We start from the raw sequence: 19363 nt of genomic DNA, 5'->3' as shown, positions 1-19363 counted from the left end.
CGACCAGACTCAGCGACCAGACTCGGCGACCAGACTCAGCGCCGGCAAGATCAGCGTGAACGTCGAACCCTCGCCCAGCTCGGAGCGGGCGGAGACGGTTCCGCCGTGCTCGGCGACGATGTTGCGCACGATCGCCAGCCCCAGGCCGGGGCCCTGCACGGCCTCGTGCATGGCGTTCGCGGCCCGGTGGAACGGGGTGAACAGGCCGGGCAGGTCGTCGGCCGGGATGCCCATGCCGGTGTCGGTGACGGTGACCACCGCGTCGCCGCCGTCGGCGGCCAGCCGCAGCTCGAAGCGACCGCCGGACGGGGTGAACTTGATCGCGTTGTCGACCAGCTTGCGCAGCGCCCGCTCGAGCTGGGCGCCGTCGCCGAGCACCCAGACCGGCTCGGCCTCGACGGCGCTGTGCACGTGCTTGGCCCGGGCCGCGCCGGCCAGCTCGTCGTGCACGCCGGTCAGCGTCGCGGTGAGGTCGACCGGCGCCGGCTCGGGGCCGGCCCGGCCGGTCGCGCCGTCGAGCAGCAGCAGGTCGCCGACGGTCGCCTCGAGCCGGTGCGCGTTGCGCAGGATCGCGTCGAGGGCGCGCCGCTGGATCGGCGACAGGTCGCCCGGGTCGTCGGCGGTGAGCAGCTCGGTGTAGCCGAGGATGCTGGTCAGGGGCGTGCGCAGCTCGTGCGTGACGGTCGCGACGAAGACGTCCTTCTGCTCGTCGAGCACCCGCAGCTCGCTGATCAGCCGGTCCTGCCGCAGGTGCAGGCGCTCCTGGCCGGCGGCGTGGTCGATCTCCCGGGACAGGCCGGCGAGCAGGCGCTGCTCGTTTCCGGTCCAGCCGCCTCCGCCGGGACGGCGCACGATCAGGGCGCCGGGCGGGCAGTCCTCGTCGCCGCAGAGCGCGACCACGAGGTCGTCGCCGATCACCCGGGTGGTGCCGGGCCGGCCGGCCTTGACCTGCCGGACCAGCTCGGGGTCGGGTGCGGCGGCGTCCGGCGGCCAGCACACCGACATCCCGGCCCGGCGGCCGACGGTGATCAGCCCGTACGCGGCGCCGGCCCCGAACGCCTCGGCAACGATCTCGATGACCTGCCGCCCGATCGTCCCGGGGTCCTCGCCGCTGCGCAGCCGGGCCGCGACCCGGTGGCGCGCCTCGCTGGTGGCGGCCCGCGCCTGCTCGGCGTCGATCAGCCGCTCGGTCTCGGCGGCCAGGTCGTTGAGGGTGCCGATGACGGCGCGCATCTCCCGGGGCCCGGTCGGCTCGGCCCGGGCCGAGCGGTCGCCGTCGGCGAGCCGGCGCAGGGTGCGGCGGATGTGCTCGATCGGGCCGAGCAGGTGCCGCTGGTGCAGCAGCGCGATGCCGAGGCCGGTGAGCAGCACGATCAGGGCGAGCAGGCCGAAGAGCAGCTGCATGCGCCGGGCGTCGCGGCGGTCGGCGGCGTAGGCGGCGGCCCGCTCGGCCTCGAGCGCCTTCCCCACGGCGGCGTTGCCGGCCCGTACGGCGTCGAACAGCTCCTTGCCGCGGGCGGCGCGCTCGGCGTCGGCGTCGGCCGCGCCGGCGTTGACGATCGGGATGCCGTACGCGTACAGCCACTGGTCGGCCGCCCGCCGCTCGGCCGTGACCAGACCGCTCAGCTTCGGGTCGTCGAGGCCGGCGGCGAGGCGGCCGAGAGCCTTGAACGCACCCTGCTTCCCGCTGTCGTACGTGCCGAGGTAGCCCCGCTCGCCGGTGAGCTGGAACCCGCGCACCCCCGTCTCGGCGTCGGTCATGGCCTGCAGGACGTCGCGGTTGTCGTCGAAGAGGCGCTCGATGCGGCCGGCCCGCGCGTCGTGCCGGGCCTGGAGCCGGTCGCCGACCACGAGCTGGAGCAGGACCAGCGCCAGGAAGAGCGCGCAGAGCACGGCGAACCCGCCGGCGACGCGATGCTTGAGGTTCATCGGCGCCCGGCCGGGAGGGTGAAGGTGACCGTGGTGCCGCCGCCGGGGGTGGGCTCGGCGCTGATCCGGCCGCCGTGCCGGTCGACGATCCGCTGGCAGGTGGACAGGCCGACGCCGTGGCCGGTGCGGGCCGCGGGGTCGACCTGGGCGAACATGTCGAAGACCCGCTCGCGCTGCGCGGCCGGGATGCCGATGCCGTTGTCGGCGACCGAGACGGCCCAGTCGGCGCCGATCCGCTCGGCGCCGATGTCGATCCGGCAGGCGCGCTCGGGGCTGCGGTACTTCAGCGAGTTGCCGATGAGGTTCTGGAGCAGCTGGCGCATCAGCGTGGGGTCGCAGTCCAGCTCGGGCAGGGCGGGAGAGACGCGTACGGTGGCGCCGCCCAGCGCCGGGCGCAGGTCGGAGAGGGCGAGCTCGGCCACGTCGCCGAGGCGGGTCACCTCGACCCGGCACGGCGCGTTGCCGGCCTGGGCGTAGGTGAGCAGCGAGCTGATCAGCCCGGACATCCGGCCGACGGCCCGGTGCGCCGCGCCGATCCAGTTGCCCGCGTCGGGGTCGTCGATGCGCAGCTCGGCGAGCAGCTCGAGGTAGCCGCGCACGACGGTGAGCGGGGCCGCGAGGTCATGGCTGACCACGCCCGCGAACTGCTCCAGCTCGGTGTTGGAGCGCCGCAGCTCGGCGATGGTGGCGGCGAGCTCGTCGGCGAGCTCGCCGTTGACCCGGGCCTGGCGGCGCCGCTCGAACAGCGCCAGGATCACCTGGGCGCAGTCCTTGAGCCGGGCGATCTGCTCGTCGCTGAGGTCGTGCGGCTCGTCGTGGAAGACGCAGAGCGAGCCGAGCGCGTGCCCCTGCGGGGTGATCAGCGGCGCCGACGCGTAGAAGCGGACGTCGGCGAGCACGCCGGTGACCCACGGGTTGGCGGCGAAGACCGGGTCGAGGCGGGCGTCCCGCCGGTTGACGAAGTCGCCCTTCTCGAAGTGCACGGCGCACATCGAGTCGCTCCGGGCCGAGATGCCGCCCTCGAACCCGGTGCTGGTGAGCTGGCACTGCCGGTTCTCGTCGATCAGGTTGAGGGTGGCGGTGGGCACGCCGGCGACCATCGCGGCCACCCGGACGACCGCCTCGAGCTCGTCGCCGGCGGGCGCGTCGAGCAGGCGGTACTCGTGCAGGGCGGCCAGGCGCTCCCGCTCGTGGGTGGTCACCTAGGAAAAATCGGCAGGTGACCACCGTCTCCTAAGGCTTAGCCCCCGAAGGCGACCTCGTCGCTCGGCATCGTGAAGCCCGGGTAGTCGCCGTCGCCGACGGCGGCCCGCAGCGTACGCCCGACCGCCGTCACCACCTGCGACTCGACCGCGCTGCCCACGTGGTCCGAGGGGTTGGCGGGGTCGGCCGCGATGCCGGCCGCGACCATCGTGCGGGTGAAGCCGACGAAGGTCTCGGTGCGGTTGTCCTCGGTGCTGCCGGTCTTCCCGGCCACCGGCCGCCCGCCCATGATCGAGTCGACCTGGGTGGCGGTACCGCCGTCGCACTTGCCGTAGCCGCTCTGCTGGCCGACCGGGCAGCGGGCGGCGTCGGCGGCGGCCCGCGCGACGTCCGGGTCGAGCACCCGCTTGCAGTTCGTCGCCACGGCGACCGCCTTCCCGTCCGATCCGGTGATCGACTGCACCGGGGTCGGCGCGCAGTAGGTGCCCTCGGACGCCACGGTCGCGTAGGCCGAGGCCAGCTCGAGCGGGGTGGTGTCGATGACGCCGAGCGTGAACGAGCCCCAGCCGGCGGCGCTGGTCGCGGCCATGTTCGCGTCGTCCGGGGAGGCGAAGCTGATGCCCAGCTTCTTGGCCTCGGCCACCACCGCGGCCGGCCCGACCTGCTCCTCGAGGTGCACGAAGTACGTGTTCACCGACCGGCCGAACGCGTTCCACATGGTGCGGTAGCCGTCCATCCAGGCCGGGTTCGCGTTGCCGGGGCAGTACTTGCCGCCACAGTTGCCCGGCCCGTTGTCCGGCCACTCGGTGGGCAGCTTCGCCGGCGAGTCGAAACCGGTGTCCAGCGGCATGCCGGCCTCGAGCGCGGCCAGCATGGTGAACATCTTGAAGGTCGAGCCGGACGGGTAGCCGTACACCCCGCCACCGCCGCTGACCAGCGGGTTCACCGTGTTGGCGGTGCCCTTCGCGGCGCTGTAGTGCCGGTTGACGGCGAGCGCCAGCACCTTGCCGGTGCCGGGCTGGACGACCGCGATCGGCAGCACCTTCTTGCTGTCCAGGCCGTAGACCGCCCGCGACTGCTTGGCCGCCGCCTTCTGCACGGCCGGGTCGAGGGTGGTGACGATGGTGTAGCCGCCGCGGCGCAGGGCCGAGTCGCGTTCGGCGGTCGTCCTGCCGAACTGCGCCTGCCCGTCCCACCAGCGCTGCACGTAGTCGCAGAAGAAGCCCCAGCCGTCGCCCGTGCCCGACGAGTCGACGCAGCCATTGGGCTGGGTCTTGCCGGAGAACGTCAGCTTCTCGGCGGCGGCGGACTTCTGCTGCGCCGCCGTGATCATGCCCGCCTTCTGCATGGCTCCCAGCACGTACAGCTGCCGCGCCTTGGCCTTGTTCTTGTCCCCACCGACCGGGTTGTCCGCGTCCGGCGACTGCACGATGCCGGCGATCATGGCGGCCTGGGCGAGGTCGAGGCGGGCCGGGGTGACGCCGAAGATGCGCCGGCTGGCCGCCTCGACGCCGTACGCGCCGTCGCCGAAGTACACGATGTTCAGGTAGTTCTGCAGGATCTGCTGCTTGGTCAGGCGCTGCTCGAGCTCGATCGCGTACTGGACCTCCTTGAGCTTGCGGGAGGGGGTGTCGGCGGTCGCGTCGGCGCGCTCCGCCGCGGTGAGCGTCGGGTCCTCCTTCAGCACGTTGCGCACCACCTGCATGGTGATGGTCGAGGCGCCCTGGTCGGCCGCCCCGCTGCGGGCGTCGGTGACCAGCGCCCGCACGGCGCCCTTCAGGTCGACGCCGCCGTGCTGGTAGTAGCGCACGTCCTCGGCGGCCACGATCGCCTGCTGCATCACGGTCGCGATCTGGCTCATCGCGACGTCGTGGCGGTCCTCGTCGTAGAACGTCGTGATCAGCGTCTTGCCGTCACTCGCGTACACCCGCGTCACCTGCGCGGTCGGCGGGTTGACCAGCTGCGCCGGCAACTCGTCGCGCTGCTGGTCGGACCAGTGGGCGGCGGAGAGCAGGACCACGCCGGCCGGAATCGCCGAGACGCCGACCAGCGCGCCGATCAGAATCAGCACGCCGCTCAGCCGGGCCAGGGCGCCCCCGCGCCGTCTTGATGCCATCCCCAAGATCCTTTCAATGGGCTGACTTCTAGTCGTTAGCACCCGAATCTGAGATCTCGCTGGGTTTCGTTACCGATCCGTAACTTTTCCCACTCGGTATACAGGTGGTGACCGTCACATCTTCCCTGGAGCGCGGTTCTGTCCAGATTAGGAAGCAAAATCGGGCTCCGCCAGCGATCAAGGTCACTCTGCGTCACCAAGATCAAGTGATCTGGGTTACTGACTGGTAGCTCTGCCACTTGTAACCGCTGAGCAGGGGCGGCAACATTTCCCGCACGTTAAACGACGGCATCGACGGATCTCTCTGCTGGCGGTTGATCGACAGGGTCTCTCGTCGATGCGAGCCCATGGCGGTGCGGCCTGCGTGAGCCGTCTGACTCTTCATAGGAGGATCCGTGAAGGATTCGCAAGGCGACGTGGCGGAGGGGCGCACCAACTGGCGCCGTTTTGCCATCGCGATGGGCATTCCGACCGTCGCGGCGGGCGTGCTGGTGGCCGGGGTCGCCTCGGGCGCCGTGGCAGCCAACTTCTCCGTCTCCGGCACCCAGTTCAAGCTGTCCGCCGACAAGCTGGTGGGCCACGGCTTCACCCAGTACAGCGGCCAGCTTCCCACCGAGACGGTGCAGAAGCAGACCGGCCAGAAGTACCTGGTGGCCGCGAAGTCCGGAATCAAGAGCGCGGACATCTACAACCTCTGCCAGACCGTTGCGGTCGGGCCGGTCGTCCTGCGTATCGAGGCCGGCAAGAACGACCCGGTGCACGCCGACAACCTGCTGATCGGCATGTCCGAGCTCAGCGGCGACGCGACGTTCACCAACATCAACATCGGCCAGGACGCGTCGACCATGGACAAGGCCGACCCGGTGCCGCGCGGCGACGTCGGCGGCTTCGGCCAGCAGGCCGACGACGTCACGATCACCGGTCTGCACCAGATCGCGTACTCCACCTCGGCGAGCACGTTCAAGCTGACCGGCATGAGCCTGAAGCTGTTCGTGGGCGACGGCAAGGAATGTTTCTGATCTAATGCCGGGGCTCGCGGGCTTTGAACCCGCGGGCCCCGTTCATGCTTCACCCTTTTCTTTCTCGCGTTCTGCTTTCTCGCGGAGGACCACGTGGCAACCGACAACTTCTGGGGCAAGTTCCGCCGCTGGCGGCGCCACCGCCCGTTCTGGGGTGGTTTGTTCCTGATCTTGTCGGGCATCGAGCTGTTCCTGAGCGCCAACATGTCGCTCGGGGCGGTCGAGATTCACATCGGGCCGCAGGGCTTCCTGTCCTACGTGCTGCCGCTGATCCTGCTGATCTGCGGCGTCCTCTGCTGGTTCACCCCGCAGCAGCGCCTGTTCTACGGCATCGTCTCGCTGCTGGCCGCGCTCTACTCGTTCATCGGCCTCAACCTCGGCGGCTTCGTCGTCGGCATGCTGCTCGGCATCCTCGGCGGCGCGCTGATCATCGCCTGGGGCCCGCCGCGCTCGCGGCCGGGCACACCGCTCGACGGGCCGCCCACCGGCGAGCCGACCGACCACGACGAGGACGAGCCGGTCGACGTCGGCGACGACATCTTCAACTCCGGCTCCTCCGGGCGGGACATCGACGAGACCCAGCAGATCGAGATCGCCGGGCACGACGACCGGCCGCACGAGGACGAGTCGCAGCAGGTTCGTCCCGCCGGCTTCGTGATCCCGCGGCAGGCGGACCGGCGCTCCGGGCTCGCGCGGCTCGGCCGCAACCGCAAGGCGATCACGCTGGCGGTCGTGCCGCTGGCGGTCACCGCCTCCATCCTGGTGATCGGCAGCACCCTGCCGGCCAGCGCCGACGACTGCCCCAAGGGGATGCCGTCGCGGTCGATCGCTTCCTCGGCCGACTCCGCCGGCGCTTCCGTCATTTCAGTCGAGAAGAAGGCGGTCGCGCCCGCCAAGAAGAAGGCCGAGCCCGCCGCCGAGCCGACGAAGACCAGCGCCGCCGCCGAGCCGGCCACCTCGTCGAAGGCCGCATCCCCCACGGTCTCCCCCACGGCGAAGAAGAACGTGGTCGTCGAGGGCATCGAGAACTTCGTCGACGGCGTCAGCAACGTTCTCGGCATCGGCGACGACGAGTCGTCCACTCCGAGCACGTCGCAGGCGACGTCGGCGCCGACCACCGCCCCGACCACCGAGCCGACTGTCGAGCCGACGAAGACGACCGAGCCCACCACCGACCCGACGACCGAGCCGACCAAGACGACCGAGCCGACCAAGGACGCCACCACCGAGCCGTCGCCGACCGTCAGCAGCGACGACATCCCCTGCCTCGGCCCGCGCGTGTACGGCAAGGTGGCCAGCGCCGACGACATCCCGACGGTCGCCGTCAAGCCCGGCCTCATGGAGGTCGACTCGCTGACCATGTACGACTCGACGTACGACGGCGTGGTCGACATGCCGACCGCGAAGGGGTCGTACAAGGCGCTCAAGTTCAGCATGAGCAAGGCCGTGAACAAGCCGTTCAAGCTGACCATCGACGAGCCCAGCGGCGGCACCACGGTCATCAACAGCAAGGAGCTCACCACCACCGGGAACGTGAAGTTCTACACGCCGGTGTTCAAGGGCAAGCTCTTCGGCCTGATCCCGGTGACCTTCACGCCCGACTCGCCGCCGCCGCTGACCCTGCCGGTGCTCTGGTTCACCGACGTGCAGATCCAGCTCGCGTACGTGCGCTGCGACACCCTGACCGGCGACCCGCTGCAGGTCAACGGCTAGTTTGCCGCTCCCGCCAGGCGGCGGCGACCTGGTCGGCGTCGCGCGGCGGGAGCACCACCGGTGGGCCGTCCATCAGCCCGACCCGGGCCTTGCGGAGGCGCTCGTTGAGCTCGGCGACGTAGTCACGGACCTCGCGCTCGGTGCGCAGCCGGTCGACCTTGGCCCCGAGCTCCTCGACCTCGCGGCGCAGCGCCAGCGTCGGCGGGATCACGCCCGAGGTCGCGCCCTCACGCTCGAGCCAGTCGCGGACCCACCAGTCCTCCTGGTAGTCCCGGCCGGCGTCCCGCAGCGGCTTGCCGGACCCGTCCAGGTTGTCGAACTCGCCGCGCTCGGTCGCCTCGCGCAGCTGCCGGTCGATCGACGACTCGTACCAGTGCACCATGCTTTGTCAGTGTAGTTTCGCCTCACGCTCGAGACCGTCCAGCACCCGGCGCAGGCCCCAGAGATACTGCTCACCGCCGCCCGCGTGCCCGTCGTCCGCGATCTCCAGCGCGATCGCGCCCAGGGCGAAGACCTTCAGCAGGTACGCCCCCCGCACCGCCGACGCCGCTTCCAGGCCGGCCGCGAGGAGCAGCTCCACGAGACGGTCCCGCAGCCGCTCGACGCTCGGCCCCGCGATCGGGCCGCCGAGCAGGATCGGCACCGCCCCCGGATGCTTGACCAGCCGCCCCCGCAGGTCGACGGCCATCCCCTCGACGGCCGCCCGCCAGCACCGGCCGTCCGGGTTCTTGACCGCGCCGAGCACGTGCTCGACCAGGGCGCTCTCCACCGCCCCCCACTCCGGGAAATAGGTGTAGACCGTGGTCGGCGCGACCCCGACGGCCGCCGCGACCCGCCGGATCGAGGCGCCGCCGCCCGCGTCGAGCAACGCCAGGGCGGCGTCGAGGATCTGCCGCTCGGTGACCGGGGGCCGGTTCGCCGCCATACCGCATCCTCTCCCGGATGCGCGCCGGCCGCTCGGTGGCCGTCACCCGATCGAGCCCCCATGATGTGTCCCATGTCGACACTGCTGCCGGAATCCGCCCGCGCCCTGCGCCACCGGCCGGCCACGGCCAGGTGACCGGCCGCGCGCCCTCGGCCACCGCCGCCGTCGTCCGCGATGACGCCGTCGCGTGGGCCGAGACCTGGGGCGACGGCGGCGGCGCGGACGTCCGGTACCGGATCGGCTCGCTGACCAAGACCTTCGTCACGGTGCTGGTGCTGCGGCTGCGCGACGAGGGGCGGCTCGCGCTGGCCGATCGGCTCGACGACCACCTGCCCGGCACGGCGGGCTGGCGCCGCTGGGCATGACGCGGACGACGGCCGGCCACGAGGAGCCGCACGCCACCGGCTGGGCGGTCCACCCCTGGCCCGACGTGCTGATGGCCGGGCCCGCCACCGACCTCGGCTCGATGGCGCCCGCCGGTCAGCTCTGGTCGACGGCCGGCGACCTGGCGACGTTCGCGCTGTTCCTGCTGAACGGCGACGACCGGGTTCTCGGGGCCGGGTCGCTGGCGGAGATGCGGCGGCCGGCGTCACCGCCCGAGACGGCCCGCTGGGACATGGGGTACAGCCTGCGCACCTCATTGAGCACCGCGGCCCGCTCGTCGGCCTCGGCACCCAGCTCCTGCGGCACGAGGGCCGGCTGCTGTCCGGGCACACCGGGTCCGTGCCCGGCTTCGTGGCCACCCTCTGGATCAGCCACGACGACGGCGTCGGCGCGGTGGCGCCGGCCAACACGACGGCCGGCTTCCCGGTCGCGACGCTGGCCGCCGACCTGATCCGGCTGGTGGCCGACCAGGGGCCACGGATCCCCCGGCCCTGGCGCCCGCTCGGAACGGTGGCGGGGCGAGAACGGCTACTTCCACGGCGAGCGCCTCACCGTGCGGCGCGACGAGTCGGGCGCCGTCACCCACCTCGACCTGGGCACGTTCGTCTTCACCCGCCGCCCGTACGACCCGCCGGAGGTGATCCCGGGCGGCGTCGACCCCGCCGGCTGGCGTGCCGGCGGGGCCGCTTTCCAGTTAGCCGCTACAGGACACCGTCGGCCACGTCGACGACCCGTTCCGCTGGATCGTCACGCCCCAGTTGTTGCCGCTCCCGTTCGGCTTCGCGACCAGGACCTGCGCCGACGGGTACGACGCGGTGATGTTCCAGGTCGCGATCACCTTCTCGGGCGACGGGACGTTCATCGTGACCGTCCAGCTGGAGGAGCCGGTGACCGCGACGTTCAGGTTGTACCGGTCGCTCCAGGCCGAGCCGGCGGACAGGGTGGCGGTGCAACTGCCGCTGCCACCGCCACCTCCGCCACCCCCGCCGCCACCGCCGCTCCCGTCGGGAGCCACGGCGCGCCCGGTCTGCGGGGAGATCATGCCGGCGCACAGGCCCCGGCTCGCCAGCCCTTGAGCGATGCGCGGGATCGCGGCCAGGGTGTTGGCCGGCCACTCGTGCATCAGGATGATCTGGCCGTTGCCGAGCCGGGCGTTGGCCGCGACGATCGCGTCGACGCTCGCGCCGTTCCAGTCCTGGGAGTCGACGTCCCAGATGATCTGCGTGAGGCCGTACTTCTGCTCCACCGACTGCAGCGTGCCGTTCGTCTCGCCGTACGGTGGCCGGAAGAGCTTGGGCGTCCCGCCGCCGGCGTTGGCGATGGCCTGCTGCGTACGGGAGACCTCGCTGTCGATCTGAGCCTGGCTCTGCTGGATCAGGTGCGGGTGCGTGTAGCTGTGGTTGCCCACCCACATGCCCGCGCTGATCTCGGCCCGCACCTGGGCCGGGTAGGCGGCCGCGTACTGGCCCTCGTTGAACATGGTGGCCCGCAGCCCGTTCTGCTTGAGCGCGTTGAGGACGGCCGGCGTGTGGTCGTTGGACGGCCCGTCGTCGAAGGTGAGCCCGACGTACCCGTTGCAGGTGGCGGCCTGCGCCGGGCCGACGGCGAGGCCGACGACGGTGCCGGCCGCGGCCAGCGTGAGCGCTGCGAGGATCTTGAAGGTTCGCATGGTAGTCAACTCCCACTGCACGAAACGGTCGGCCAGGTCCACGTGCCATTGGTCGGGATGTTCATCGTGACCCGCCCGCTGCGGTCGAGCCGGGCGTGCTGGTGCAGTTGCCGAACGTGCCGTAGTTCTCGGCCACGCGGTACTCGGCCGGCGGGTTCGTGGTCCAACTGGGCAGCGACCGGTAGGGCGTTGCCGGACGGGTGGAAGCTGCCGATCAGCAGCCGGGGCGGCGGGCCTCGGCGGCTGCGCGGGGGAGCGGGGATTTCGGACATAGTGCGCGCTTCTTTCGTTGACGGCCCGGGGACGGGCAGCCGGAAACGAACCGGCTGGTGGATGCCGGCGTGCTTCCGCTGGGGGTTATCGAGATCCGTCGATTGCGAGAAGTATTGGACCGTGCGCGCGAACTTGTCAACAACTTACGGAAAGATGCCGGTAGCGCATCGTCATGAATCCGCAGGTCGGACGGGTCATCTATCGAGCTTCAGACATCAAACGTCGAGCCATCTTCCAAAACTTATCGGGCACTCCTCCGAAAGTTCCGGAGATTTTCGGGGCGCGCGTCATCGCCTGACCTTCATCGGTTATCGGTCGAAGATCAGGAGGCGTAGCGTTTCTCGGCCCGCGCCCGCGCCTTGGCCGCCTCGATCTCCCGGTTTTTCGGCGGCGCCGTGGTCACCAGCTCGCCGAGCAGTTCGGCGGTCGCCGCCGCGACGGCCGCCACCGCCCGGTCGAAGGCCGCCTGGTTGGACTGCGACGGCCGCGTCGCGCCGGCGACCTTGCGCACATATTGCAAGGCGGCGGCCTGTATCTCGTCGGCCGTCGCGGGCGGCTCGAAGTTGTGCAGCTGGTGGATGTTGCGGCACATCTCGTGTGCTCCTTCCGGTCGGCGACTGGGCTCAACTTACGCCGGGGGTCCGACAAAATCGCTTCGCCCGCCGCCGAACGCCGCCCGGTCTAGCGTGACCCCATGCCCGACTTCCGCGACCTGCATCGCCCCGGTGACCCGCTGGTCCTGCCCAACGCCTGGGACGTCGCCTCGGCCCGGGCGCTGGCCGCCGCCGGCTTCGCCGCGATCGGCACCACGAGCCTGGGCGTGGCCGCCGCGCACGGCCTCCCCGACGGTCAAGAACAGGGAAAAGACCAAACGCTTGCTCTCGTACGCGCATTGCGCGACCGCCTCGGCGTCCCGTTGACGGTCGACGTCGAGGGCGGCTTCGGCGGCTCCCCGCACGAGCTGGCCGCCTACGCCGCCGACCTGCACGCGGCCGGCGCCGCCGGGATCAACCTGGAGGACGGCCGCCCCGGCGGTGCGCTGGCCGCCCCCGGCGACCAGGCCGCCCTGATCGCCGCCGTGAAGGCACGGGTGCCGGCGTTGTTCGTCAACGCCCGCACCGACACGTACTGGCTGCCCGCTTCCGACCGCGCCGAGACCCTGCCGCGCCTGCGCACCTACGTCGCTGCCGGGGCCGACGGCGTCTTCGTCCCGGCTGTCTCCGCTCCGGAGGAGATCCGTGGCCTGACCGCGGCGCTGACCGCCCCGCTGAACGTCCTGCTGCTCCCCGGCATGACCGTCGCGGGTTTGGCGGCCCTCGGCGTGGCCCGGATCAGCACCGGTTCGCTTCTGTTCCGGGTGGCCCTGGACGCCGCCGTGACAACGGCCCGCGAGATCGCCGCCGGCGCCGCGGCCCCCTCCGACGTTCTCACGTACGCCGAGGCCAACGCCCTGTCGTCCTGACCCTGTGAACGGTCACGCGAAAAATGTCGTAGGCGACGCCTAATCTCACCCCACCCAGTGAACGGGGTGGGGCCGGGACCGGCACGGCCTGACCCTGTGGACGGTCACACCGAAAATGTCGTAGGCAACGCCTAGTCTCACCCCACCCAGTGAACGGGGTGGGGCCTGGACAGCGCGGGTCACAACGGCGCGGGGCGAGAACGGCGCGAACGCCTCAAGCGGTCGCCACCAGGGAATCGCCCAGCGCCGTACGCCAATAGAGCACCTCACGACCCGCCCGGCGGCGCAGCACCAACCCGGCGTCGAGCATCACCTTGAGATGGTTGCCGACCGCGCCCAGCGGGAGACCGCAGACGGCCGCGAGCTGGGTGGTCGATCGGGGATCGTCGAGCGTGCGCAACAACCGGGCCCGGTTCGCGCCGATCAGCCGGGCCAGGCCCCGGGCGTTCGGGGCGGTCGCCGGGGCGAGCGCGCCGGTGACCGGGTACATGATCGCGTAGCGGGTGGGCTCGTGCCAGGCCACCCAGCCGCCGTTGCTGTGCACCGGGACGAACAGCAGCGTCTCGGCGGCCGACAGGTCACGCTCGGGCAGGTCGTAGCGGTTGATCTGCAGCCGCCCGTCGCCGAGCCACTGTCGTTTCGCGCCGAGGGTGGGGATCACCCCGGACCAGCCGTGCGTGGCCAGCGTGCCGGTGCGCGACACGATGTCGGCCTCCAGCACCCGCCGCCGGCGCGGCCAGTCGGCGGCGACGGTCACGGTCCACACCCAGTGCAGCAGCTCGAGCAGTTCCGTTCTCAGGCCCGGGCCCAGCAGCGTCGCGGCGAGCCGGCCGGGCCGGATCGTGTACAGCTCCGAGCGGATGCGGTCGTCGTCCCACTCGCCGGCGAGCTGGTCGAGCTCGTCCCCGAACGACATGCCGGGCCGGGTGGGAACGGTGCCGAGGAAGTCGGCCATCCATCCGGGCTGGTCGCCTCGGCGGGGGCGCCAGGCCCGGCGTACGAGATCTCGCCGCCTTGGATTCTGATTCAGCATCTCGCCGTACGCGTCCCGGTTCGCCGCGTGGAAGACCTGCTGCCAGGGGCCCGACGGCCGCTCGAGCACGGTGAGCGCGGCCACCGTCTCGGCCATCGGCGACACCACGAACCGGCTCGACGCGAGCAGGTCGGCCGACACGCGCCAGGAACCCATGACGTTTCGCCTCTCCGCGAATCATTGGAGACCGCCGCCGCGACTGTCCCACACTCGGGCCGTGCGTACCTACCGCGAGGTCTTCGCCCTCCCCGAGTTCCGGACGCTGTTCCTGGTCCGGTGCGTCACGATGGCGGCCATCTCGATCGGCAGCCTCGCGCTCGGCACCACCACGTACGCGAGCACCGGCTCCCCCGTCCTCACCGCGTTGGCGATGTTCGGCGGCCCGCTGATCACGCTGCTCGGCTCGGCCACCGTCCTCGGCGCCTCGGACTCGATGCCCCCGCGCCGCGCCTCCATGATCATGCCGATCGCGTACGCCATCGCCTTCCTCTTGCAGGCCCTCCCCCACCTACCTTGGGGCTGGCGCTTCGCGATCCTCGCGATCCCGTTCCTGGCCGGCTCGGCCACCAGCGGCTCGACGATGCGCCTGCTGCACGACATCGTGCCCGCGGACGGCTTCGTGCTCGGCCGCGCCACCCTCAACATCGCCGTCGGCGTGATGCAGGTGGCCGGCTACGGGCTCGGCGGCCTGCTGCTCGTCTGGTTCTCCCCCACGACCCTGTTCCAGCTGGCCGCGCTGGCGGCGGCGACGGCAGCGTCGATCCTCAGGCTGGGCGTCCGCGAACGGCCGGGCGCACCGTCCGACCAAAACCTCATTTCCCGTACGGCGAAAGCGAACCGAGAGCTGATCGGTTCCCCCGTAACGCGCCCCCTGTACCTGGCGATGTGGATCCCGAACGGCCTGATCGTCGGTTGCGAGGCCTTGTTCGTCCCCTACGCGGGCCAGACCGGCGCGGGCTACCTGTTCGCCGCCTCCGCCGCCGGCATGCTCCTGGGCGACGTCGTGATGGGCCGCTTCGTCCCGCCCCACCGCCGAGACACCCTGATCGAACCGTTGCGCGCGCTGCTGGCCCTGCCGTACCTGGGTTTCCTGTTCGCCCCGCCCCTGCCGATCGCCCTGATCCTCGGCTTCGTGGCGTCGGCCGGCTATGCGGCGTCGCTCCCGCTGCAGGAACGACTGATCGGCGCGGTGAGCCCCGCGACGAGGGGCCAGGCGTTCGGCCTGTATTCGACGGGCTTGATGGTCGGCCAGGCCGTCGGCGCCGCGACAGGCGGTTCGCTGGCCGCGGTGCTCGGCGCCGCACACGCGATGGGCGCGCTGGCCGTAGCGTCGGCGTGCATCACGGCGGCGCTGGTGCCGGGCTTGAGACGTTCAGCGCCGACCGCCGGCGAGCCGGTGAGCGCGGGCTGAGCGTCGTCGGGTGCAGGCGTCGATGTGCCCGCCGATCGGATCCGCGTCCCACAAGAGGCGAGGTCGACCGGAGCGCTCCAGCGTTGTGGACAGCCGCGGCGAGAATGTCGTACCCGCGGCGTAATCTCGCCCCACCCAGTGAACGGGGTGGGTGACGTAACCGCAGAGGACAGACGGCATGCGGCCGACGCACGGCCCTGCGAGCCCTCAACCTGGCCCCGGCCGACGCCCGACCGCTAGCGGCGCCGGACCGCGAGCAACAGCCAACCGCGAGCAACGCCCGACCGCGAGCAACGCCCGACCGCGACCAACGTCATGACCGCGACCAACGCCATGACCGCGAGCAACGCCCGACCGCGAGCACCGATGTGGACAGCCGCCGTGAAACTGTCACACCCGCGGTCTAATCTCGCCCCACCCAGTGAACGGGGTGGGGCCGGTGAAGGCGCGAGGTGAGGGCGCGGCGGACCGGGCAAAACAGGGGCCGGGCGAACGCAGGCCAGGCGAACGCAGGCCAGGCGAACGCAGGCCAGGCGAACGCAGGCCAGGCGAACGCAGGCCAGGCGAACGCGGCCACGGCGACGGCAGGCCAGGGCGACGGCAGACGAAATGGACGGCGGGCGAAAACGACCGCAGACCACGCAAGAGTGGCCCGCCAGAAGCCGGCCTCAAAACCGAAAGCGGCGCACGGCAATCCAAGGATCACCGCGCGCCGCCGGCTCAGAGCGGCAAATCTACTGACGGGCCGTAGCCGTGAACGTCGCCGCGGCCAAAGCGTGCTGGCCCACCACATAACCGGCAATGGGACCATGCGTGTCCGGCGTCAGCTCGATCGTCGGCACGTCCAGGGCCACCACCGTGAACACGTAGTCGTGCGTGATGTCTCCCTCGGGCGGGCACGGGCCCGTGTACCCACTCGTCCCGCCGTCGTTGACGCCATTCACGGCGGGGGACGGGAGCACGGCGCCCGTCGGGAGGGAGTGCGTTGAGGCGGGGATGTCCCAGGCGGTCCAGTGCCAGAAACCGCTTCCGGTGGGGGCGTCGCGGTCGAACAGCGTGACCGCGAAGCTCTTCGTGCCGGAGGGTTCGCCCCGCCAGCTCAGCTGGGGGGAGATGCTGGTGTCGCCGCAACCCCAGAACTGGGCCGGGATCGGCTTGTTGGCTCGTACGTCCGAGCTGGTCAGCTTGAAGTGGCCGATGCCGGTGGGCAGGCCGCTGCGGACCTTGTGGTAACCGAAATGGCGGAACGCGGCGGCGGCCGAGGCGCCGGCGGCGCTGCCTACGACCAGCAGCACTACCGCGACGATCACGGCGGTGCGGCGGCTGATGCGGTGCATGGAGATCCTCCCGTGTTTTATGGCGTGTCTATTGCGGAAACCAGCGACCCGCTGACGAACCGGCCGCCCTCGAAGTGGCCGGCCAGGGCGCGGCCCGTGCCGCTGACGACTCGGTAGTCGCCGTCGGTGGTGTGTGCGAAGCGCCATCGCTGGCACGGGCCGGGGTGCGGCTCGCGGTAGGCGATGGTGCGGCCGCACGCGTCGAGCACGCGGGTGCCGGTGGCGTCGGCGAGCAGGACCTCGCCGACGGGCTGGAGGCGGAACTGCTGGCATGCGGTGCCGGCGACGGTCCAGGTCTGGATCGGGCTGCCGGCGCCGCCGCACGCGGCCGGTTGCAGTACCCGGCCGTTGAGCTTGCTGCGCAGATAGGTGAAGCCGTCGGGGGCGGCGTCGAGGGCGAACTGCTGGCAGTCGTTGTGCAGCCAGCCCCACTGGGCCACCCGGGCGCCGTCCGCGTTCACGCAGGCGGCCACCTCGGCGACCTTGTTGCTGAAGCGGTTGCCGAGGCTGACGTAGCCGTCGTCGCGCGGGTCGAGCCGCCACTGCTGGCACTGATCACCGGCCGAGAACGCGGCGAGGGCGATGTCGGCGCCCTCGTAACCGCAGGACGGGTTGGACAGCACGCTGCCGTCGGCCCGGCTGACCAGCGACATGAAGGCCGGTCCGTGCCCCACGGCCCGCGAGCCGGAGAGCGGGTCGCCGAACGAGGGCCACCCGTCCCGCCAGCGAAGGGGCCGGACCGACAACTTCGGCGCGCCATTGTCGTACAAATCGTAATAATGGTGGAAGTAGTAGGAGCCGAAGACGTCACCGCCGCCGGGCCCGCGGAACTCGTTGTAGCCACGCAGGAGGGAAGTGCCGCCGCCGGACAGCATCGGCACCCCGGAACGGTCGACATAGGGGCCGGTGATAGACGCGGAACGACCGACGACCACGCGATAATCGCTGTCGATGCCGCGACAACAATAATCGAGACTCGCGAACAAATAATAAAAGCCATTCCGCCGTACGATCGAAGCGCCCTCGATCGAGGCCCCGCCCCGGGACGCGAGCGAATAGAGGGTCGGGTCCCCGTTCAGCCGGCGCATCTTGATGCCGTCCCAGAACGACCCGAACGCCAGCCACGGCTGACCGTGCGCGTCCATCACGAGGTCGGGGTCGATCGCGTTGAAGTTGTCCGACGTGGACGAACGCTGCACCAGCCCACGATCCACCCACCGGTACGACGGGCTCGCCGGGTCCAGCGTGCGGTTCGTGGCCAGCCCGATCACCGAGTTGTTGGTGCCGAACGAGGACGCCGCGTAATACAGGTGATATTCGCCGTCGAAGAACGAGATGTCCGGCGCCCAGAAATCGCCCGGCGTGATGCCCAGCTCGGCGACGACCCAGGCCGGCGGCGTGGTGAAAACCGGGCCGAGCTCCTCCCAATGGAGCAGATCCGCCGACCGTTTCATCGGCAGGTACGTGTGCGTCCCGATGTCCCCGGTGATGAACGCGTAGTAATAACGCCCCTCGCGAATGACCGTCGGATCGTGCGCGATCGGATCCGCGGCGATCCGGCCCACCCCGCCGAGGGAAGGCGGCACGGGCGGCACGAGCGGCGAGCCGACCGCGGCTCCGGCCGGCGCCCCGAGCAGGGAGCCGACGATCAAGAGCAGGACCACGATGGCGTACGTCCGGCAGGCAGCGATCCGCATTCAAGGATCGTCGTCAATATCACCGCCGCCCGGCAAGGCCTTACCGGTTCATAATCCAGACCGCGAGATTGAGGGCGCTCGCATACGTGACCCAGACCCAATAAGGCGCCATAAGCCAGGCCGCACCCCGCTTAATCCGCCAGAATCCGGCAATGGTCGCCCCGATCAGCACCCACAGCACGACGATCTCGGCGAACGCCAGTCCATACTGGCCGGCCCCGAAGAACAGCGGTGTCCAGATCGCGTTCAGCACCAGCTGGGCGGCGTAGAGCCAGAGCACCCGGTGGAAGCCGACCCGCTCCCAGACCAGCCAGCCGGCCACGGCGATCATCGCGTAGAGCACCGTCCACACCGGCCCGAACACCCCGGACGGCGGCGCCCAGGCCGGCTGCCGCAGGCTGTTGTACTCGGCCGCCGTACCGGCCACGCCCAGTCCCCCGATGGCGGCCGCGACCGCCACGGCGACCCCGAACAGCGCGAGCGCCCACCACCGGCGCCCGCGCGGCCGCCGTACGCCGATCTCCGCATGCGTCGTCATGCCGGAGGGACTGCCCCGTGGCCGCCCCGCGAAACTAAGATCCCCGGGCGTGAGCAAGACGGTTTCGGTGAGCTACGGCGACGACTGGTTCTGGGCGTACGACGTGAGCCTCGGCATCCTGCTGCTGGAGGCGATCGAGGGCGCGCCCCCGGGAAGCGACCGCGACGTCCTGGCGGCCCTGCACGCCCACGCCCAGGTCGGCGCGGCCTGGGAGTTCCCGCTCGACGACCGGGACTGGACCGCGGAGCAGCGCGCCTTCGTCCACCGGATCATCGCCGACGCCGGCCGCCGCCTGCGCGAACGCGGCACGATGACCCGGGCCGAGGCCGAGGCCCGCTACGTCCGGGACGGCGAGCCGTTCGCCCTGCGTTTCGAGGAGCACGTGGACGGCGCCGTGGTCGCCGGCCTCGCCGACGCGATGCGCGACCTGGTCAACGGCGACCTGCCGGCCCCGCCCGAGGGCTACTGGTTCTACGGCGTGGGGGGGGGGGGGGGGGGGGGGGGGGGGGGGGGGGGGGGGGGAGGAGAGGGGGGGGGGGGGGGGGGGGGGGGGGGGGAGGTGGGGGGGGGGGGGGGGGGGGGGGGGGGGGGGGGGGGGGCCGGCCGACGTGTGCACGACGACGCCGGGTCGGACCCGCGCGACCAGCCCGGCGA

At 71.5% G+C, this 19363-nt stretch carries 19 protein-coding genes and 2 pseudogenes; 9 read left to right on the top strand and 12 right to left on the bottom strand.

All coding sequences use genetic code 11. The features are described from left to right. Positions 1–9: 9 nt before the first annotated feature. The 4 genes from ACZ6TB_RS09810 to ACZ6TB_RS09795 form a co-directional block, all read right to left on the bottom strand. Positions 10–1929, bottom strand: a complete 1920-nt coding sequence (locus ACZ6TB_RS09810) for an ATP-binding protein (RefSeq protein ID WP_465552597.1) — start codon at positions 1927–1929, stop codon at positions 10–12. Next, positions 1926–3131, bottom strand: coding sequence for a sensor histidine kinase (locus tag ACZ6TB_RS09805; protein WP_465552595.1), 1206 nt, complete (start codon positions 3129–3131; stop codon positions 1926–1928). Before ACZ6TB_RS09805 ends, ACZ6TB_RS09810 begins: the two co-directional genes overlap by 4 nt. 38 nt (positions 3132–3169) lie before the next feature. Beyond that, entirely contained in the window at positions 3170–5248 is a 2079-nt protein-coding gene (locus ACZ6TB_RS09800) for a transglycosylase domain-containing protein (protein WP_465552593.1), read from the bottom strand. Between the two features lie 202 nt (positions 5249–5450). After that, positions 5451–5633, bottom strand: coding sequence for a hypothetical protein (locus ACZ6TB_RS09795; RefSeq protein WP_465552591.1), 183 nt, complete (start codon positions 5631–5633; stop codon positions 5451–5453). A gap of 10 nt (positions 5634–5643) precedes the next feature. On the opposite strand from ACZ6TB_RS09795, the gene ACZ6TB_RS09790 reads away from it, so the two are divergent. Next, a complete protein-coding gene (locus tag ACZ6TB_RS09790; protein WP_465552589.1) occupies positions 5644–6267 on the top strand; it encodes a DUF6230 family protein in 624 nt (207 codons plus the stop codon). 93 nt (positions 6268–6360) lie between these two features. After that, positions 6361–7980, top strand: a complete 1620-nt coding sequence (locus ACZ6TB_RS09785; protein WP_465552587.1) for a DUF6114 domain-containing protein — start codon at positions 6361–6363, stop codon at positions 7978–7980. Here ACZ6TB_RS09785 and ACZ6TB_RS09780 read toward each other — a convergent pair. Together ACZ6TB_RS09780 and ACZ6TB_RS09775 are read right to left on the bottom strand one after the other, a co-directional pair. Then, positions 7970–8362 carry a DnaJ family domain-containing protein gene (locus ACZ6TB_RS09780; protein WP_465552585.1) on the bottom strand — a complete coding sequence of 131 codons (393 nt, stop codon included), beginning with the start codon at positions 8360–8362 and terminating at the stop codon, positions 7970–7972. The two genes, ACZ6TB_RS09785 and ACZ6TB_RS09780, sit on opposite strands and share 11 nt — an antisense overlap. A gap of 6 nt (positions 8363–8368) precedes the next feature. Further along, on the bottom strand, positions 8369–8905 hold the full coding sequence (locus tag ACZ6TB_RS09775) for a TetR/AcrR family transcriptional regulator C-terminal domain-containing protein (RefSeq protein WP_465552583.1): 537 nt from the start codon (positions 8903–8905) through the stop codon (positions 8369–8371). A gap of 17 nt (positions 8906–8922) precedes the next feature. On the opposite strand from ACZ6TB_RS09775, the gene ACZ6TB_RS09770 reads away from it, so the two are divergent. From ACZ6TB_RS09770 to ACZ6TB_RS09760, 3 genes and pseudogenes are all read left to right on the top strand, one after another. Continuing rightward, entirely contained in the window at positions 8923–9270 is a 348-nt protein-coding gene (locus ACZ6TB_RS09770; protein WP_465552581.1) for a serine hydrolase, read from the top strand. Beyond that, positions 9267–9740: a hypothetical protein gene (locus ACZ6TB_RS09765; protein WP_465552579.1), complete on the top strand. Its 474-nt coding sequence runs from the start codon at positions 9267–9269 to the stop codon at positions 9738–9740. Before ACZ6TB_RS09770 ends, ACZ6TB_RS09765 begins: the two co-directional genes overlap by 4 nt. Positions 9741–9803: 63 nt before the next feature. Further along, positions 9804–9893 (top strand): annotated as a pseudogene (locus tag ACZ6TB_RS09760) (DUF7586 domain-containing protein); the annotation flags it as partial. 90 nt (positions 9894–9983) lie between these two features. On the opposite strand, the gene ACZ6TB_RS09755 reads toward ACZ6TB_RS09760, so the two are convergent. Together ACZ6TB_RS09755 and ACZ6TB_RS09750 are read right to left on the bottom strand one after the other, a co-directional pair. Beyond that, on the bottom strand, positions 9984–10958 hold the full coding sequence (locus ACZ6TB_RS09755) for a polysaccharide deacetylase family protein (protein WP_465552577.1): 975 nt from the start codon (positions 10956–10958) through the stop codon (positions 9984–9986). Positions 10959–11553: 595 nt separating this feature from the next. Beyond that, positions 11554–11823 (bottom strand): DUF2277 domain-containing protein, encoded by a 270-nt coding sequence (locus ACZ6TB_RS09750; protein WP_465552575.1) that lies wholly within the window; start codon positions 11821–11823, stop codon positions 11554–11556. 102 nt (positions 11824–11925) lie between these two features. On the opposite strand from ACZ6TB_RS09750, the gene ACZ6TB_RS09745 reads away from it, so the two are divergent. Continuing rightward, positions 11926–12693 (top strand): isocitrate lyase/PEP mutase family protein, encoded by a 768-nt coding sequence (locus ACZ6TB_RS09745; protein ID WP_465552573.1) that lies wholly within the window; start codon positions 11926–11928, stop codon positions 12691–12693. Between the two features lie 214 nt (positions 12694–12907). On the opposite strand, the gene ACZ6TB_RS09740 is transcribed toward ACZ6TB_RS09745, so the two are convergent. Further along, positions 12908–13882 carry an ArsR/SmtB family transcription factor gene (locus ACZ6TB_RS09740; RefSeq protein ID WP_465552571.1) on the bottom strand — a complete coding sequence of 325 codons (975 nt, stop codon included), beginning with the start codon at positions 13880–13882 and terminating at the stop codon, positions 12908–12910. A gap of 61 nt (positions 13883–13943) precedes the next feature. Here ACZ6TB_RS09740 and ACZ6TB_RS09735 point away from each other — a divergent pair, with 61 nt between their 5' ends. Then, on the top strand, positions 13944–15137 hold the full coding sequence (locus ACZ6TB_RS09735; RefSeq protein ID WP_465552569.1) for an MFS transporter: 1194 nt from the start codon (positions 13944–13946) through the stop codon (positions 15135–15137). 452 nt (positions 15138–15589) lie between these two features. Continuing rightward, positions 15590–15694, top strand: a pseudogene (locus tag ACZ6TB_RS09730) (hypothetical protein); the annotation flags it as partial. 177 nt (positions 15695–15871) lie between these two features. Here the strand turns inward: ACZ6TB_RS09730 and ACZ6TB_RS09725 are convergent. Genes ACZ6TB_RS09725 through ACZ6TB_RS09715 form a run of 3 tightly spaced genes read right to left on the bottom strand, consistent with a single transcriptional unit; the run spans position 15872 to position 18709 of the window. Then, positions 15872–16474 (bottom strand): YbhB/YbcL family Raf kinase inhibitor-like protein, encoded by a 603-nt coding sequence (locus ACZ6TB_RS09725; protein ID WP_465552567.1) that lies wholly within the window; start codon positions 16472–16474, stop codon positions 15872–15874. A gap of 17 nt (positions 16475–16491) precedes the next feature. Beyond that, positions 16492–18171, bottom strand: a complete 1680-nt coding sequence (locus tag ACZ6TB_RS09720; protein ID WP_465552565.1) for a family 43 glycosylhydrolase — start codon at positions 18169–18171, stop codon at positions 16492–16494. 40 nt (positions 18172–18211) lie between these two features. Further along, a complete protein-coding gene (locus tag ACZ6TB_RS09715) occupies positions 18212–18709 on the bottom strand; it encodes a TspO/MBR family protein (RefSeq protein WP_465552563.1) in 498 nt (165 codons plus the stop codon). 49 nt (positions 18710–18758) lie between these two features. On the opposite strand from ACZ6TB_RS09715, the gene ACZ6TB_RS09710 reads away from it, so the two are divergent. After that, on the top strand, positions 18759–19363 hold a 605-nt coding region (locus tag ACZ6TB_RS09710), incomplete at its 3' end, for a hypothetical protein (protein ID WP_465552561.1).

This window comes from Actinoplanes sp. NPDC051537 (genome assembly GCF_055586105.1).
This window is presented reverse-complemented; position numbering and strand designations above follow the sequence as displayed.

Bases quoted from the DNA above. Each gene is read 5' to 3' on its own strand.
- ACZ6TB_RS09715 (WP_465552563.1), bottom strand. From the start codon at position 18,709: ATGACGACGCATGCGGAGATCGGCGTACGGCGGCCGCGCGGGCGCCGG.
- ACZ6TB_RS09775 (WP_465552583.1), bottom strand. From the start codon at position 8,905: ATGGCGGCGAACCGGCCCCCGGTCACCGAGCGGCAGATCCTCGACGCC.
- ACZ6TB_RS09720 (WP_465552565.1), bottom strand. From the start codon at position 18,171: ATGCGGATCGCTGCCTGCCGGACGTACGCCATCGTGGTCCTGCTCTTG.
- ACZ6TB_RS09745 (WP_465552573.1), top strand. From the start codon at position 11,926: ATGCCCGACTTCCGCGACCTGCATCGCCCCGGTGACCCGCTGGTCCTG.
- ACZ6TB_RS09810 (WP_465552597.1), bottom strand. From the start codon at position 1,929: ATGAACCTCAAGCATCGCGTCGCCGGCGGGTTCGCCGTGCTCTGCGCG.
- ACZ6TB_RS09780 (WP_465552585.1), bottom strand. From the start codon at position 8,362: ATGGTGCACTGGTACGAGTCGTCGATCGACCGGCAGCTGCGCGAGGCG.
- ACZ6TB_RS09765 (WP_465552579.1), top strand. From the start codon at position 9,267: ATGACGCGGACGACGGCCGGCCACGAGGAGCCGCACGCCACCGGCTGG.
- ACZ6TB_RS09795 (WP_465552591.1), bottom strand. From the start codon at position 5,633: ATGAAGAGTCAGACGGCTCACGCAGGCCGCACCGCCATGGGCTCGCAT.
- ACZ6TB_RS09725 (WP_465552567.1), bottom strand. From the start codon at position 16,474: ATGCACCGCATCAGCCGCCGCACCGCCGTGATCGTCGCGGTAGTGCTG.
- ACZ6TB_RS09770 (WP_465552581.1), top strand. From the start codon at position 8,923: ATGCGCGCCGGCCGCTCGGTGGCCGTCACCCGATCGAGCCCCCATGAT.
- ACZ6TB_RS09740 (WP_465552571.1), bottom strand. From the start codon at position 13,882: ATGGGTTCCTGGCGCGTGTCGGCCGACCTGCTCGCGTCGAGCCGGTTC.
- ACZ6TB_RS09755 (WP_465552577.1), bottom strand. From the start codon at position 10,958: ATGCGAACCTTCAAGATCCTCGCAGCGCTCACGCTGGCCGCGGCCGGC.
- ACZ6TB_RS09750 (WP_465552575.1), bottom strand. From the start codon at position 11,823: ATGTGCCGCAACATCCACCAGCTGCACAACTTCGAGCCGCCCGCGACG.
- ACZ6TB_RS09800 (WP_465552593.1), bottom strand. From the start codon at position 5,248: ATGGCATCAAGACGGCGCGGGGGCGCCCTGGCCCGGCTGAGCGGCGTG.